Genomic DNA, 15,453 nt, shown 5'->3' on the forward strand with positions numbered 1-15,453 from the left:
GCGACGGCCCATCTCAGGGATGACGGGCCGTCAACCGGTCGCATGGTTTCAGTTCGTTTTCGTAGGCACGATGGTGCGTACGAATCGCATGGCTTCGGCTGGGGTGAGCGACGGCACGTAGGCCTGCGCGACGGCAAGCGAGATCTGCGGCAGTTTCGCCGGATCCGGATAGCAGATGTACACTTTGGCTTCATCCGGATGGAACTTGAGTTTGAAGCGGAACAGGGAGTGGAATCCGTAAGCCGGTTCCATGATGTCGGCCACCATCTGCAGCACGTGGTCGAGTACGGCGCTCTCCCCCTGTTCGTGGCCTTCGCCGCTCATGCCGGCAAGTGGCGCCGCGGACAGGCTCATGAATCGCACTTCGCCTTCGTCGCGCAGCCGTTCGGCCATGCGGGCGATGAGGAATTCCATGATGCCGTTGACGCTGTCGGTACGGTGACGCATGAAGTCGAGCGTCCATCCGACCACTTTGCCGTTCTCATAGGTCGGCAGCCAGCTGGTGACGCCCAGCACCTTACCGTCCGTGTCCACCGCGTACAGCAGTTTGACGCGTGGATCGACCAGCTCGTCCACACCACCCAGGGTGAAGCCCATTTCAGGCAGGGCCTTCTCGCCGGCCCATTGCGTGGAGATCTCACGGATCTGCGTCTGCACGGAGAACGGCGATTCCTTGAATGTGGCGAGCACGTCGGTGATGCCGTCGCGCTTGGCTTTGTTGATGGCGGTGCGTACGTCCTGCCATTTCTTGCCGCGCGTCTGCCATGCGGCCGGGTCGATCACCATTTCGGTGCCGACGTCGAGCGCGTTCCAACCGGCGGAGACCAACGCGTCACGTTGTTCGGCGTGCACGCTGTAGAACACCGGCGTCAGGGAACGTTGGGTGCAGAAGCCGGCGAACGCATGCAGATCGTCCTCATACTCGTCGGGGTCGCCGAAAGGTCCGGTGACGGTCAACGCGATGCCGTACGACACGCGGTAGGCGATGGCGGAACGGCCGGTGGCGGAGAACCAGTAGTCGTTGCCTTTCCAAGTGGCCATGAACGACATGGATTCGCCGCCGAGTCCGATGATCTCGTCCACGCGGTGGCGGTACGCGTCGTTGATCATGGAACGGTCACGCAGACCATCCCATGTGCAGCACAGCGCGACCAGCCAAAACATCGGTCCGACGCACTGGTAGACGATTTCGGAAAGCAGTCCGACCGGCACGAACGCCGGTTCCACGCCACTTAGCAGGCCAATCGGCAGCAAACGCTGCACGTAGTCTGCGATCAGATCGACCAGCAGCGGCGTTTCGTTGAAGCCGGACGGCATGGACAGGCCGTAGCCGACGTACAGCAATCCCAGTAATACGAATGCGGCGAACGTGATGGCGACGCCACGCAGCACGGTCTCGCTTTTCGTGCGAATGGTGAAGCATGAGCGGAACAGGATGATGATGACGATGCACAGCAGCGGCAACGCCATCGTGGCCAGCATCGCGTGGAATGCGCCGTGCCGTTGCAATGCGGATATCGCATCCATGTATGCACCGGCGTCGGAGCCGTCCACGTAGGACAGCGGAATAGCCACATAGAACACCGTCGATAGCGCAATGGTGCATGCGTTGAACACAATGCTGAGCGCGGCTGCGAGATGACGGCCTCGATACAGACCCCAGGCGATGAGCAGCAGCATCAGCGTCGGCATGATGGATACCAGCCAGTTGCCGGGCATGGTGAAACGCATCATGCGGTATTGCGTGAAGCAGTCCGTATGCGAGGCGCCGCTGAGGCAGTCGACCACACGTCCGGTGTCGAAGCCGGTGGAGCCGGTCAACAGTCCGAACATGGACAGCAGGCCGAACGATTGGCGTGACGAGACGGCGACGAGCGAACCGATGGCCTGCACGCCCGCGACGATGCCGATAAGCCGACGCATTTCGTAGATGGCGCCATGCCGGTATTCGTCACCATGCGTGCAGGAGGCCATCAGATAGCCGAGCACGTGGCCAATCACCGAAGTGGCAAGCAGGCAGTAGTCGCTCACCTCGCCTCGGTAGAGGAACATGATGAGCACGACCGCATAGCCGATCACGCGGATACGGCGGCGCCACAGCATGGTTGTGAACGCGCTGGCGCACATAAGGGTGCCGGCGACGAGAATCAGCGGACCAAGGATGGCGCCATCATGCGAGATCGCATGCCATTGGGGGCTGCGCCCGTCGGATAGGGAGCACAGTCCCATGCCCAAGGCCACGCCACCCAGTGTGGTGATGACGGACACCCATGCGGTTTTGATTTTGCCGATCACCGATTCGGCCAGGCCGAACGCAACCAGCATGAGCGGAACGTCGATGAGCAGACGGCCCAGATTCGGCACGTACAGCATGGATATCGGCGCGGTGTACCAGCGGCCGCGTGCGAGCGCTTCGAAACTTACTTTGGCCAGGCTCGGCGGGAACGGCTGACGTATGAGCGCGCACACGATCTGCGTGCCCACGTTGATGAGGATGACGAACAGCACGAGGCAGACGGTGAGCAGGTGTCGTCTGATCCATCCGGCCAGATCGGCGAGCAGCGCGCGGAAGCCGAACAGTGGTTTCGCGGGTGATGCCTCGGCTGGTTTAGCAGGTGCGGTTTGCGTTTGAGTCATTTCTTTCCTTTTCTGGGATTCTCAGGCTTGCGGGTTTGTGTTCAGGATCGTCATATCGTGATGCGTTTGAGATTCGGATAGTCGGATAGGTTCGGGTTCGCACCATCCAGTCCGGTGTCGTGGCCGAATACGGCGAGCCCGTAACGCAGCACGTCCTGCACGGCGTGCCAGTCGTGTGCGTTGCCGGACGATTCGACGGCGGCGACGCGCATGCCGGCTTTCGCCGCGACCGGCGCGATTGTTTTGACGTTGCGTATTGAGGTGGTGTCCTTCTCCCCCGCGCCTATGATGAGCATCTGATGGGTGGGCGCGTGGTTGCGGATGGCGTTGACCGGCACTTGGTTCTCATAGGCTGTGGTGTCGCCGTCGAAGAACCGGTCGATCATTTCCTGTCGGCTGCCGTTGGTCGGTTTGATTTCGCTGTCGGTGGGAATCATGGTGCCAAACAGGTCGGGATGGTTCACGCCGATCTGCAGCGAACATGTGGCGCCTTGCGAGAATCCGGCGATGGCCCAATCCTTGGCATCCTGTGCGGCGGGCAGGTTGGTTTTCACCCAGTCGACCACGTCCTGCGTCAGGTAGGTCAGCGCATTGCCGTACACCTTCGAATCCACGCATAGCGTGTTGTGCGAATCGGTGCCAAGCTGATCGGCTGCGATGACGATTGGGGCGAGTCCGTCGTGGGTTTTCGCATATCCGTCCATCATGGTTTGGATGCCGCCGGCTTGGAAGACGCGTCCCGGACTGCCCGGCTGCCCGCTCAGCATGAGGACGACCGGCAGGGCCGGCTTGCGTTTCGAGTCGGCCAATGCCGCCGGAGGCAGGTAGACGAGGGCTTTGCGTGCTTCAAACTGCGATTTCGTGGCCGGAATGTCGATTTTGTTGACGGTTCCGTTCGCCGGAATATTGCGGATTGTGCCGTTGGCGGCCTGTTTGCGCCACTGTGCGACGGTGATGAGGTCCTTGCGTTTGGCCAGTCCGGTCAGATCGGCTTGGCTGTAGGAATCCTCGCCGAACAGCGAGCCGATGGTGGCGTATTCGCCGTACGATTGGTCGATGCCGATCGCCGCGGCCAGTATCGCGAATACGGTCAAGATGGCCGCGGCCACGCGCATCATGCCCCTGCTCAACACGATATGCGCGATGGCGAAACCAGCGATGGCGAAACCAGCCGCCACCCAAGACATCACACGGGATCCCAATCCGACGTCGAACACCACGAACACGTCGGACAGCAGCCAAGCTACCACATAGCCGACCATTCCGGACACGGCCTCAACGCCGATCGGCAGCACGGTAGCCAGTATGCGTCCGTCCCGTTTCGAAACGGCCGCGCTAACCAGCAGGATTACGGACAGCACTGCGACGACGGCGAACGCCGCCGCCGGAAACCAGCCTCCGACCAGGCTTATGTTCATAAGCCACTGACGCATATTTCCCATCCCCAACATATAGGTTTTCCTTCAACTTGACAGTTGTAGTACGCAAAATAACGGGCACGCGTCATCCTTATGGCTGATTTCGCCTCAAAACTCAGGGAAAACCCTGAAACCGCCGTGAACCGTTCGCTATTGGCGTATGGTTTTGGCTATGACATACGTATTCGAAGCATCGAACGTGCGCTGTTCGATTATGGTCGACGGCGAACGCCGCACCATATTCTCCGGATTGTCCTTCGCCATCGAGCCTGGCGAAATCGTGGACTTGGTCGGACCGTCCGGCGCAGGCAAGAGCTCGCTGCTGACCGCTTTCGCACGGCTCAATCCGCGCGCGTCAGGCGATTTACGGTTGGATGGCCGTTCCGCCGACGATTTCACCCCGCAGCAGTGGCGCGCGCAGGTCGCGTACCTGCCGCAGAAGCCGGTGCTGTTGGGCGAGACGGTGGCGCAGGCGATTCGTCTGCCGTTCACGCTTGCCATACGCCAGTCGGCGAGAACGAAGCAGGGACCACGCAGGATCTCCCCCACCGACGCGTTGCCGGACGGCAGAATCCGTGAAACCTTGGACAATATGGGTTGCGCCGACATCGATCTGAACCGTCCGCCACACGACTTGTCCGGCGGTCAGGCGGCGCGCGTGAGCCTTGCGCGCACGTTGCTGACCCGTCCGAAGGTGCTGCTCGCCGACGAAGTGGACGCCGGATTGGATGACGACAACGCCGAGAAAGTGGCGCGTATCCTCGCCAAAGCGGCGGCGGACGGCATGGCGATCGTTCGTATCCGGCACCGGCCGCCGGATGGCCATGCCACACGTGTCACGCGTCTTGCCGATGGCACGCTCACGCAGTCCGGCAACGCCGAAGCGGACGGTACTGCGACGGGTAGTACTTCGACGGGTAACACGGTAGAAGGGAGCGTCGCATGAACGGCAACTACTATGCGATCGACATCTGGGGTCTCATCGCCGCGCTGGTGATGGTGGCCATCGCCGCCGGCATCTCCGAAACCATGCGTATGGGCGTGGGGCGCACGCTTCTGTGGTCGGCTTGCCGTGCGCTGCTGCAATTGTGCGCGATGGGCTTCATCATGGAGTACGTCATCCGTTCGAACAATCCGTGGCTGGTGCTGCTGCTTGTGGCGTTCATGCTCATCGCGGCCGTGCAGATCACTCTTTCGCGTGCGAAAGGTGTTCCGAAGGGCTTGGCTGGACCGGTGTTCCTGAGTCTGATCGTGACCATGCTCATCATGATCTCGTTGGTCACCGAGCTCATCATCCGTCCGCAACCGTGGTATGCGCCGCAATTGGTGGTGCCGTTGACCGGCATGCTGCTGGGCAACACCGTTTCGGCGTTGGCGGTGGGGTTGAGCCGGTTCTTTGAAAGCATGAAGGAACGTCGTGACGAAGTGGACACGCTGCTGGCGTTGGGTGCCACCACGTGGGAGGCGGCACGTCCAAGCATCGTCTCGTCGATCCGTCTGGGATTGCTGCCCACCACCGCGTCGCTCGCCTCCGCCGGCATCGTGACGGTGCCGGGCATGATGGCCGGTCAAATCATCGCCGGCGGCAACCCCATCGACGCAGCGAAATACCAGTTCATGATTCTCGCCACCATCGCGGCGCTTACGCTGCTGGCGGACAGCATCATCATGCTGATGGTCTATAAACGTTGCTTCACCGCGCTCGACCAGTATCAGCCGGTCAACAGCTGATACTGCGATATCCCGTATAGAAAAAGCCGTTCATTCCTTGCGATTGCTGGAATGAACGGCTTTTTGCTTGACCGTTGACGTACGTCAGCGGGAGCGGAACGGCGCCTTGCGGATCTTCGCATGCTTGCGGAACGGCTTACCCTGCCTTTCGCCCGCATGCTTGTCGTGGCGTTCTCCGTGACCGCCACGACGACCGGAATCGCCATACTTGGCTTCCATGCGACGGTCATAACGCTTCGCGTCCTCGCCACGCTCGTCATGAATCACGCGGATTTCCTTGCGATGGATGCGTTTGCCGCCCTGACGGCGGTCGTCGCGTTCGTCGCGGTTCCTGCGGTATTGGCGATCGTCCTCGTAACGGCGTTCGGCACGGGCTTCGGCCTTGCGCTGCTTCTTGGTCGGCGCGCCCTGCTTTTTCGCATACTGCTTTTTGCCGGGCTTCCTATCGGATTGGCCACGCTGATCGGAACGCTCGACGGAGCGCCGCTTGCGATTGTCGGTTCCACGCTGTTCGCCGGCTTCGGCACGCTGCTGCTCATGCAGCCGCGCGTACTTTTCGCGACGCTTGTTGTTGCGCTTCTCCTCGTGCTTCTCGCGCTTCTCCTCTTGGATTTCAGGATGTTCCCAACGATGCTCGCGTGCCTCGTATTCGCGGTTGTCGCGGCCTTCGAACTTGGCGGCGCGACGTTCGGCGCGATTCTGTTTCGGTTCGAAACGCTGCTCGCGTTCGGCGACTTCGGCGCGCTCTTCACGTCCCTTGCGATTCGCGCGGTCCTTGCGTTCGGACTTGAACGGCTTGCCGCCCTTGTCCTTGCCACGGTCCTTGTTGCGTCCGCCGGAACGGTTGCGTCCGGAGCGCCCGCCGTTTTCCGCGGAACCGTCGCCGCCCTTGCCATGCCTGCGACGCGGATTGCCCGCCGGCTGGGACTGCTCAAGCGTCCAACCGAAACGCGGTTCGGCCGACTCGCCCACCAATTCCAACACTTCCGGGGAATCGTGGGTCACTTCGATCGGCTTGACCTTCAGTCCGGCCTCATGCAGCATGCGGCGGGTGCGGCGGCGCTGGTTCGGCAGCACGATGGTCACCACATCACCGGAATGGCCGGCTCGCGCGGTACGTCCGGAGCGGTGAAGGAACGATTTCGGGTCCTCCGGAGGCTCCACCTGCACCACGAGCTCCACGCCGGACACGTCGATGCCGCGGGCGGCCACATCGGTGGCGACCATGACGTTCACGTCACCGGATTCGAAGGCTGCGAGATTGCGATCACGCTGGTTCTGGCTCAGGTTGCCGTGCAGCTCGGCCGCCGGAATGCCGTTCTTCGTCAGGTCCTTGGCGAGCTTCTGGGTCTGGAATTTGGTGCGGGTGAACAGGATGCGGCGTCCCTTGCCGGAAGCGAGGGTGCGGACCAGCTCATGACGGTCGCCCTGCGTGGTTTCGAACACGTGGTGGGTCATTTCGTCGACGGCCGCGGTGGCGGAGTCGACGCTGTGGATCTTAGGATCGGTGAGGAACGTGTTCACCACCTCGTCGACGCCATGGTCGAGGGTGGCGGAGAACAACATGATCTGCGCGTCGAACGACACTTGGCCGAGCAGGCGCTTGACCGGCGGCAGGAAGCCCATGTCGGCCATTTCGTCGGCTTCGTCGATCACGGCCACTTCGACCTTCTCCAAGGTCAGCGCATGCTGTTCGAGCAGGTCCTCAAGACGTCCCGGACATGCGACCACGATATCGGCGCCGGCCCTCAAGTCGCGGATCTGACGGGCGTAACGCACACCGCCATACACGGTGGTGGTGGTCATGCCGTACATCTGCGCGAGCGGCATCAGCACGTCGTTGATCTGGTTGGCCAGCTCACGGGTCGGAGCGAGCACCAGACCGCGCGGGTGCGGCAGGAAATCGTCGGCGCGCCGTTCCTCGGCATGCCCCTTACGCACCTGTTCCACCTCATGGCGGAACTGGCTCATGTTCTCGTACTCGTCGGCGTCGACCTCACCCAGTCGCGCGACCAGCGGAATCGAGAACGCCAGGGTCTTGCCGGAGCCGGTACGGCCTCGACCGAGAATGTCACGACCGGCCAGGGAATCGGGAAGGGTGTCGGCCTGGATCGGGAAAGCGGTTTTCTTGCCATCGGCCGCGAGCACGCGTACCAACGGGCCGGGAACGCCGAGTTCGGCGAACGTCTGGGGGCGTTCCTCCTCCTCGCCCGCCTCATCGAAATCGGCGGCGAGGGCATCTTCATTTTCAATCACAGCGGTATCGGGCACAATGGCCTTTCATGTCAAACATTACGCACGTTGCGCAAACCTGTTAACAATAGCCCATGCCCGATACTTTTGCCTTGGCTGTGACTGGTGGCCGACGCTACCGGTAGTTGCGTTCGATGAGGATGTCGGAAACCGTCAGATTCGCGTCGTTGACGAGGTTGAACAGCACCACTTCGGCCAGTTCCGCGGCGCTCATGAAGGAATGCTGCTTGTCCAACGACACGTAATCGTGGCTGTCATGGTAGAAGTCGGTGTCGATGCCTCCCGGATACACGCCCACAACCTTCACACTGGTTCCCTTGTAGGCCGCCTTGAGGCTCGTCGTATACCCCTTCTCACCCCACTTGGTGGCGCAGTAGACGGATTCGTTGGCGTTGCCGCGTGTGGCGGCGGTGGACATGACATTGGCGATTTTGAGGTCCTGCTCGCCGTCGGCCTTCAATGTTTCGACGCTCCACAGAATCATGCCTTTGAGCCCCTTAAGGCACTTGTCCACGTCGGCGGCCTCGTAGTCGACCGGCTTTTTGAACGACGGCTGTCCCGCGTTGTTAATGAGCAGGTCGATGTGGCCGATCTCCTTGATGGCCGCGACGGAGTCCTTCACGAACGCCTCGTCGCTGATGTCGCCGACGAAGGCGCGGTATTCGTCCGCGCCGAACGTGCGGGACAGTTCCTCCTGACGGGCCGTGTTGAAATCGATGCCGGCCACGAACCAGCCTTTGCCGATCAGCTGACGTGCCAGCTCATATCCCAAGCCAAGCGCGGAACCGGTCACAATCGCGATTTTCTTTCCTGCCGCAGTGCTCATGTTGTCTCCTTTGCCACATTGCGCAATCGCTTATAGATACCATCATAAAACGTATGCGAAGCAACACGTCAATCGATTGACGAAAACGGCAATGAAAAACGCCCGCCGACCTTTTTGGCCGACGGGCGTTGAACTAGCCAGCGTGAGATGCGATCCGTTACAGGATGTCCGGATCGTCCTTGGCGATGGTGCCGGTCGCCTTGCCGATGGCCTTCAGGCCGTGGTAGGCGACGAGGATGACGACGGTGCCGATGGCGATGCCGTTGAAGGAGATGCCGTTGAAGGCGAACTCGAACTGGCCGACGGCGATGATCATGGTGATGGCGGCCACCATGACGTTGACCGGCTTGTCGAAGTTGACCTTGTTCTCAACCCAGATGCGGATGCCGACCATGCCGATCATGCCGTACAGCAGGGTGGTCACGCCGCCGAGCACGCCGGCGGGGATGGTGTTGATGATGGCGCCGAACTTCGGGCACAGCGACAGGATCAGCGCGAACGCGGCGGCGCACCAGTATGCGGCGGTCGAGTAGACCTTGGTGGCAGCCATCACGCCGATGTTCTCGCCGTAGGTGGTGGTGCCGGAGCCGCCGCCGAAACCGGCGATGGTGGTGCCGAGACCGTCGGCGAACAGCGCGGTGCCGATCTGGTCGTCATAGTCGCGGCCGGTCATCTGGGAGACGGACTTGACGTGGCCGACGTTTTCGGCAACGAGTACGAGCACGACCGGGATGAACATCGGCAGGATGGTGAAGTCGACCTGCGGCAGACGGAATTCCGGCAGACCGACCCATGCGGCCTTGCCGATGGCTGAGAAGTCGACCTGGCCACGGAAGCAGGCGTACGCGTAGCCGATGATCACGCCGATGAGGATGTTGAGTCGGCCGAGCAGACCCTTGAACAGCACTGCGACGAGCAGCACCGCGACGAGGGTGACGATGGCGGTGTCGGGAGCGACTTTGAAGTTGTTCCACACGCTCGGAGCCAGGTTGAAGCCGATGATGGCCACGATGGCGCCGTTGACGACCGGCGGCATGATGATGTCAATCCACTTGGCGCCCGCGTAATGGACGAGCACACCGATCAGGGCCAGCAGGATGCCGGTGACCATGATGCCGAAGGATGCGACGGCGAGGCCCTTGTGGGCGCTGGCGACGGCCGCGATCGGGGCGATGAAGCCGAAGGACGAGCCCAGGTAGCTCGGCAGCATGTTCTTGTTGATCAGCAGGAACAGCGCGGTCGACATGGCCGTGAAGAACAGGGTGGTGGATGGGTCGAAACCGGTCAGAATCGGCACCAGGAACGTGGCGCCGAACATGGCGATGACGTGCTGCGCGCCGATTTCCGCGGTGCGCGGCCAGGTCAGCCTCTCGTCAGGTTCGACGACCTCGCCGGGCTTCAGCGTTTTGCCGTCGCCGTGGAGCTTCCACGTGAACAGGCCCGCGATTGGATTGGACATGCGATTGTCTCCTAACTCTCTTTACGACGCGCAACAAGAACGCGCGCCGCGCAATCACACGCCATTGTAGCGGAAGCGCCGATACGTGACGCCCCACAGAGCGATAGGGGGCTAAATCGCAGTCACAAAACGTATACCGGCAGCCGTCACAGGTGACGGTCGACGGCGTGCACCACGTCCACCAAATCGCCGTTCGACAGCACGGGACGCTTGAATTCACGCCAATCATCCACTTTCACCACCCAGCGACCATCCGTCTCGTCGAGTACGGGACGCGCCGTCTGCTCCCAACGGAACCGCTTGTGCGTTCGTCCGGTGGCGGGGTCGCGGCGCGAATAGTGGAAGCACGTGCAGTTGGTGATCTTCCATTCGTCGGCGGCCGCTCGATGCATGAATTCCTCGTCGGACAGGTCCTCCAACGTGAGCATCAACGCCAGCATGAGGTCGCCATGGCTGACCATCACCACGGATTCCGCATCGGATTTGCGGTTCAGGGACGTGAGCAGGTTGTGCACGCGGTTCTCGGCCACGTCGGCGATGGACTCGCCCGCCGGCGGACGCCAGTACAGCGGATCGGTGTTCTTGAACATCCAGTTGCGCGCGTAGTTGGTTTTGAAATCGTCTTTCGTGATGGTGTTGATCTCACCCCAGGAGCGTTCGCGCAGCACACGCGTCTCCTCCCATTTCGCCTTAGGCAGGGCCATCGTGGCAGCCGTCTCACGCGTGCGCACGTACGGCGAGACGAGGTAGCGGTCGAACAGCGGCTGCTGTGAGACCAGCCAACGGCCGATGCAGTCGGCTTGCTTGCGTCCGGTGGCCGTAAGCCTCCACGAGCGGTCCGGCACGGTGACGTTGTCCTGCGTATACAGCGAGTTGTCGCCCTGTTCGCCAGCACTGATGATGACGTTGGCCTCCGACTCGCCATGTCGGATCACATACAGATCAAGGGGCATTCCCATATTCGTTTATTCCTTCGCTTTCATCCACATCCTGCGCGCACGTTCCTTGTTCCGCCGTTCATTCGGCCGGTGGCGCGCATCATCATTGAATGCTTCCACCGTAGCTGATTCGCGCGTGTTTCGCACGCGCGGACACGTCGATTTCACGATTGGCACACCCGAATTTCGCGGTGCCGTCACCGGCGGTTCACCGCAACCGGCGTGGTAGACGCCGTGATCGCAATCACTCCGGCCAGATGCCGTTCTGCGCGTACTTGGTGCGGTACTCCCCCGGCGTCATGCCGGAATGTTTTTTGAACACCTTCGAGAAGTGGCTTTGCGACCGGTATGCGAGGATCTGGGCGATCTCGTCGAAGCTGTATTCCGAGTATTTGAGCATGTTCTCGGCCGCTTCCATACGCTTGTCGGTGATGTATTGCGATATGGCCGTGCCCGTTTCGCGTTTGAACAGCTCCGACAGATACGTGGGATTCAGATGCACATGCTCGGCGAGGATGGGCACGGTGATTTTCTCATGCAGATGGTAGTGGATGTAGTCCAGGCATTCGTTGACGGCTTTGGAATGTGTTTCCGCCTTCTGCATGTCGGCCATGGCCCATGTGAAGAATGTCATCATGTCGGTGTGCAGGCGGCGCACGTCGTCGGGCGTTTTGCAGTTTTCCAGGTTCTGGATGTACAGGTCGGAGGCGTTGTAGGCGTCCTCCTCGTCCATACCGCCTTCGATGGCGAAACGTGTGGCGAGCGTGATGGTGGTGACGAACCGGTATTTCGCGTTTTTGAGCGGATCGTCCGACAGGTAGCCGTACAGTCCGGAGTCCCACAGACGTGTGCTTTCGGCGATGGCGTTGATGTCGCCGGAACGCATCATGTCGTATTGCTTCATTTCCTCGACGTACCGGTGGTGCCGAACACGATCCTCGCGGGAGAGGAAGTCCAAGTATCTCAGCTTCGCTTCGTCAACAACAGCCATGCTTCTCCCCGCTATTTCCGATCGTCCAAATCGAATCCTCCCTCAAGGATAAAGCTCTTCAGCAGCTTCGTGGCGAGAAGATTCGCCGTGAATTGGGAGACCGGACTATCCGGCTTATCGAAAAACGCCTTTGCCAAAGACCTGTTAACCGACGCTTTCAACCGGTCGAATCGTCCGAATTCGTTCAGGGTTGTCTCTGTAAGGTCAAGCCGCATCATCTCGTTGAGCAACGCCCCATCCACGTCAAACGCCTTGGTGATTTGCTCCACTTGGCTGTTTTTGGCGCTGTTCGCGTAATATGTGATGTAGTCGCGTAGCGTCTTGCCTTCCTCCAACTCGATTTCGCCACGTTCCACATCATGCATGAACAGTTCGGCATACCGTTGTTCCTCTTGGCTGAGCGAAGCGAACGACTTATGCAACTCCTCCTCGGCTGATGTCAACAGAGCTGGATCGCCTCCGCCAAGCGCCTTAAGCCATTTGGCGAAGTTGGCGTTCATATAATCCGTATCAATCAATCCTGTATCTATCTCAGTGATATGGCCGTCAAGTTCATATGGCGCTTCCGGACCGCTGCCGGAACCTTCGCCGCTGCTGAACATCTCCTTATACCGCTGTACAAGAATCAGATATGTCCGTTCATCGAACTTCGGCCGCACAACCTCCACGGATCCATCGTCATGGGCGACGGAATACTCCTGCCGCCCCCAAGTGAAACCTTGCACTTTGGCGGATTCCAGAAAATCATTGAGTTCCACGAACAGTTTTGCGAACTTGCGGCATGCCTCCACCGATTCCGGCAATCGCATGAAATCTTCCACGCCTCCGGCACTGAACACGGAAGCGATCTCTTCGAAACGCGCATCCATCAGGCGCACGTTTTCCGGCAGTTTCTGCACGAACAGATCGAGCGGCTTGTCTCCGGAATACAGTTTTACCGCCGCTTCGATATACCCCTTCATGGTGTGTGGCTTGCGGTAGTAGCGAATAGTTCCGAAAGGCTTATCAGGGCCGAACAGTCGGTTCGTGCGACTGAACGCCTGGATGATGTTCTCATAGTCGATGATCTTGTCGAGGTACAGCGTGTTGACCCACTTGGAATCGAAACCTGTCAGCATCTGATCAACCACAATCAGCAGATCCAGCCGCTCCTCACGGTGCTGGTCGACCGTCAGGTACGGACGCTTGTGGGAAAGCCGCGCGGTGATGTCTTTCTTCATCTTCGGCCATGTGGGGATGATGAAATCCTTGTCGAACAGTTCGTTGTAATCGCCGATGATTTCCTTAAGCGCATCCTCCTTGAGGATTGCGCCGTCGGAATTGTCGACGTTGGGATCGAACAGCGCGGTCACGTGCATCTGCGGAGCACGTTCCTTGAACAGATGGTAATAGCTGATCGCCTCGGGAATGGAACTCGTGGCCAGCATCGCATGGAATTTGTTGCCTCTGCTCAGCAATGGGAATTGGTCGAGAATATCCTCCACGACCTTGTCTTCATGTGGCGTGCCTTGCGCATACTGCGCTGCGGTCAGATAGTCCTCAATGCCTTTGACATGTTCTCCGGCCTGCGTTTCCATGGGACCCATCGGCATTTGCTTCGGATCCATGTAATGGTAGAACACTTCGGATTTCGCCGGATCCGACTGGGCTTCCTCAACCGTCGCGGCTTTCGCCTTCTGCAACGCGACAGCCTGACGAACATCCTTGTCTCGGTAGGTCAACACCATGTACGGGTCGAATCCGAGCACATTGCCATCGCGGATGCCGTCGGCGATGCTGTATCGGTGAAGGCAATCGCCGAACACCATTGATGTGGTCGCGCCCTTCTTACGGTTCTCCTCATGAATCGGAGTGCCCGTGAAACCGAAATACAACGCGTTCGGGAAGGAATGGCGAATATCCTGCAGCATCTCGCCGAACGTGGAACGATGGCATTCGTCGATAATGAATACGATGCGTTTGCCAGCGAGCTTCTTCACTTCCTCTTCGGTGATATGCCCCTCGCCCGCTTTGATGTTGCTCATTTTCTGGATGGAGGTGACGATGAGTGTGTCTTTGGGGTCGATGCTTGCCAGTTTCGATTTGAGCACATCCGTGTTTTCCGTGCCCTGCACATCATCGGCATCATCCGCGAACGACCGGTATTCCAGCAGCGACTGCGTGCCCAATTCGACACGGTCCATGAGGAAGACCACCTTGTCGGCATCTTTCGAGCCAGCGATGAGCTGCGCAGCCTTGAAGCTGGTCATGGTTTTGCCCGAGCCAGTGGTGTGCCACACATAACCGCCCGGACGGCCCGGCGTGCCGCTTGGCACCGGCTCATCCCATTTGCAGGTGCGTACACGGTCGGAAATGGCGTTCACCGCCTGGTATTGGTAGCTGCGTAGCACTTTGAGGCATCCGTCTGCGGAATCGGCGACCGTATAGAACCCGATGAGCTGGTGTGCCATGGGAATGGATAGCAGATCAGATGTGAAACGCTTCCATTCATCCTGCCCGACATGTTTGTTCGCCGCTATGGGCTCATTGTTGAAGTCAGCCCAGTGGAAGAAGTAGTTGCTGTTGAAATCGCCTTCACCGGGATTGGCGAAGTACACGGCATCATCCGGATTCATGGCCACGAAGACCTGCACGAGTCTGAACAGCCCGGTGAACACGCCTTCATGCGCGTATTTGGCGATTTGATTGGTGGCCTGGCTTATGGGAATGCCGCTTTTCTTCAGTTCAATATGGATGACCGGCATTCCGTTGATAAGCAGGCAAACGTCTCCCCTGCGATCGTTCAGCATCTTATTTTTAGCTGGATAAATAGGCTGTCTTGCGATTTGGTACCGGCTTTGCCCCGCTGCTATTTCCTGCCGATCATAGATCTTCAGGCTGATTTCCTTGCCGAAATGCGCTGTGTCTGCGGGATTGTCACGTTTGATGGACACGGTCTTGCCGTTGATGAAGGAATTCAACGCCAATGGCGTGCGCAATGTTTCGATCTGTTCGAGGATCTGCGCCATCTCACCCTTGGTAAGGCGCTGCCCGTTCAGGCGATCGATGCCTTTGTTGTTGTCGAATAGGATGTTAGCCCAGTTGTCGATGAGATCCTGTTCGGTTGGATATTCCAACACACCATCGGTCCACCCGTGGCGTTTCAGCACCGCAACCAGATCGTCTTCGAAATCCGATTCCTTATCGTAGAACATGTTCCA

Annotated in this window: 10 protein-coding genes; 2 read left to right on the forward strand and 8 right to left on the reverse strand. The window is 59.7% G+C overall.

Annotated elements, in window-relative coordinates; all coding sequences use genetic code 11:
• Positions 1-48 precede the first annotated feature (48 nt).
• The gene (locus Q5H33_RS03545; RefSeq protein ID WP_055680425.1) at positions 49-2,637 is read right to left on the reverse strand and encodes a bifunctional lysylphosphatidylglycerol flippase/synthetase MprF; all 2,589 of its coding nucleotides are present in this window, start codon (positions 2,635-2,637) and stop codon (positions 49-51) included.
• 50 nt (positions 2,638-2,687) lie between these two features.
• Complete coding sequence (locus tag Q5H33_RS03550) at positions 2,688-4,088, reverse strand: esterase family protein (RefSeq protein ID WP_302423054.1); 1,401 nt, start codon at positions 4,086-4,088, stop codon at positions 2,688-2,690.
• 139 nt (positions 4,089-4,227) lie between these two features.
• On the opposite strand from Q5H33_RS03550, the gene Q5H33_RS03555 reads away from it, so the two are divergent.
• Entirely contained in the window at positions 4,228-5,001 is a 774-nt protein-coding gene (locus Q5H33_RS03555; protein ID WP_033500129.1) for an ATP-binding cassette domain-containing protein, read from the forward strand.
• Complete coding sequence (fetB, locus tag Q5H33_RS03560) at positions 4,998-5,786, forward strand: ABC transporter permease (RefSeq protein ID WP_302423057.1); 789 nt, start codon at positions 4,998-5,000, stop codon at positions 5,784-5,786. Before Q5H33_RS03555 ends, fetB begins: the two co-directional genes overlap by 4 nt.
• Before the next feature lie 84 nt (positions 5,787-5,870).
• On the opposite strand, the gene Q5H33_RS03565 is transcribed toward fetB, so the two are convergent.
• The 6 genes from Q5H33_RS03565 to Q5H33_RS03590 all read right to left on the reverse strand — a co-directional run bounded on the left by Q5H33_RS03565 (position 5,871) and on the right by Q5H33_RS03590 (position 15,447).
• Positions 5,871-8,042: a DEAD/DEAH box helicase gene (locus tag Q5H33_RS03565; RefSeq protein WP_302423059.1), complete on the reverse strand. Its 2,172-nt coding sequence runs from the start codon at positions 8,040-8,042 to the stop codon at positions 5,871-5,873.
• A 112-nt stretch (positions 8,043-8,154) separates the two neighbouring features.
• The gene (locus Q5H33_RS03570) at positions 8,155-8,865 is read right to left on the reverse strand and encodes an SDR family NAD(P)-dependent oxidoreductase (protein WP_003808901.1); all 711 of its coding nucleotides are present in this window, start codon (positions 8,863-8,865) and stop codon (positions 8,155-8,157) included.
• 157 nt (positions 8,866-9,022) lie between these two features.
• Positions 9,023-10,312: a uracil-xanthine permease family protein gene (locus tag Q5H33_RS03575; RefSeq protein ID WP_033500143.1), complete on the reverse strand. Its 1,290-nt coding sequence runs from the start codon at positions 10,310-10,312 to the stop codon at positions 9,023-9,025.
• A 158-nt stretch (positions 10,313-10,470) separates the two neighbouring features.
• Positions 10,471-11,283 carry a histidine phosphatase family protein gene (locus Q5H33_RS03580; protein WP_117762474.1) on the reverse strand — a complete coding sequence of 271 codons (813 nt, stop codon included), beginning with the start codon at positions 11,281-11,283 and terminating at the stop codon, positions 10,471-10,473.
• A gap of 223 nt (positions 11,284-11,506) precedes the next feature.
• Positions 11,507-12,253 carry a helix-turn-helix domain-containing protein gene (locus tag Q5H33_RS03585; protein WP_003808894.1) on the reverse strand — a complete coding sequence of 249 codons (747 nt, stop codon included), beginning with the start codon at positions 12,251-12,253 and terminating at the stop codon, positions 11,507-11,509.
• An 11-nt stretch (positions 12,254-12,264) separates the two neighbouring features.
• The gene (locus Q5H33_RS03590) at positions 12,265-15,447 is read right to left on the reverse strand and encodes an HsdR family type I site-specific deoxyribonuclease (protein ID WP_302423063.1); all 3,183 of its coding nucleotides are present in this window, start codon (positions 15,445-15,447) and stop codon (positions 12,265-12,267) included.
• Positions 15,448-15,453 lie beyond the last annotated feature (6 nt).

It is taken from the genome of uncultured Bifidobacterium sp., assembly GCF_959020145.1.
Classification (GTDB): Bacteria; Actinomycetota; Actinomycetes; order Actinomycetales; family Bifidobacteriaceae; genus Bifidobacterium.

Coding starts and splice junctions, on each gene's coding strand:
- Q5H33_RS03570 (WP_003808901.1), bottom strand. CDS start 8,865: ATGAGCACTGCGGCAGGAAAGAAAATCGCGATTGTGACCGGTTCCGCG.
- fetB (WP_302423057.1), top strand. CDS start 4,998: ATGAACGGCAACTACTATGCGATCGACATCTGGGGTCTCATCGCCGCG.
- Q5H33_RS03585 (WP_003808894.1), bottom strand. CDS start 12,253: ATGGCTGTTGTTGACGAAGCGAAGCTGAGATACTTGGACTTCCTCTCC.
- Q5H33_RS03590 (WP_302423063.1), bottom strand. CDS start 15,447: ATGTTCTACGATAAGGAATCGGATTTCGAAGACGATCTGGTTGCGGTG.
- Q5H33_RS03555 (WP_033500129.1), top strand. CDS start 4,228: ATGACATACGTATTCGAAGCATCGAACGTGCGCTGTTCGATTATGGTC.
- Q5H33_RS03580 (WP_117762474.1), bottom strand. CDS start 11,283: ATGGGAATGCCCCTTGATCTGTATGTGATCCGACATGGCGAGTCGGAG.
- Q5H33_RS03545 (WP_055680425.1), bottom strand. CDS start 2,637: ATGACTCAAACGCAAACCGCACCTGCTAAACCAGCCGAGGCATCACCC.
- Q5H33_RS03550 (WP_302423054.1), bottom strand. CDS start 4,088: ATGTTGGGGATGGGAAATATGCGTCAGTGGCTTATGAACATAAGCCTG.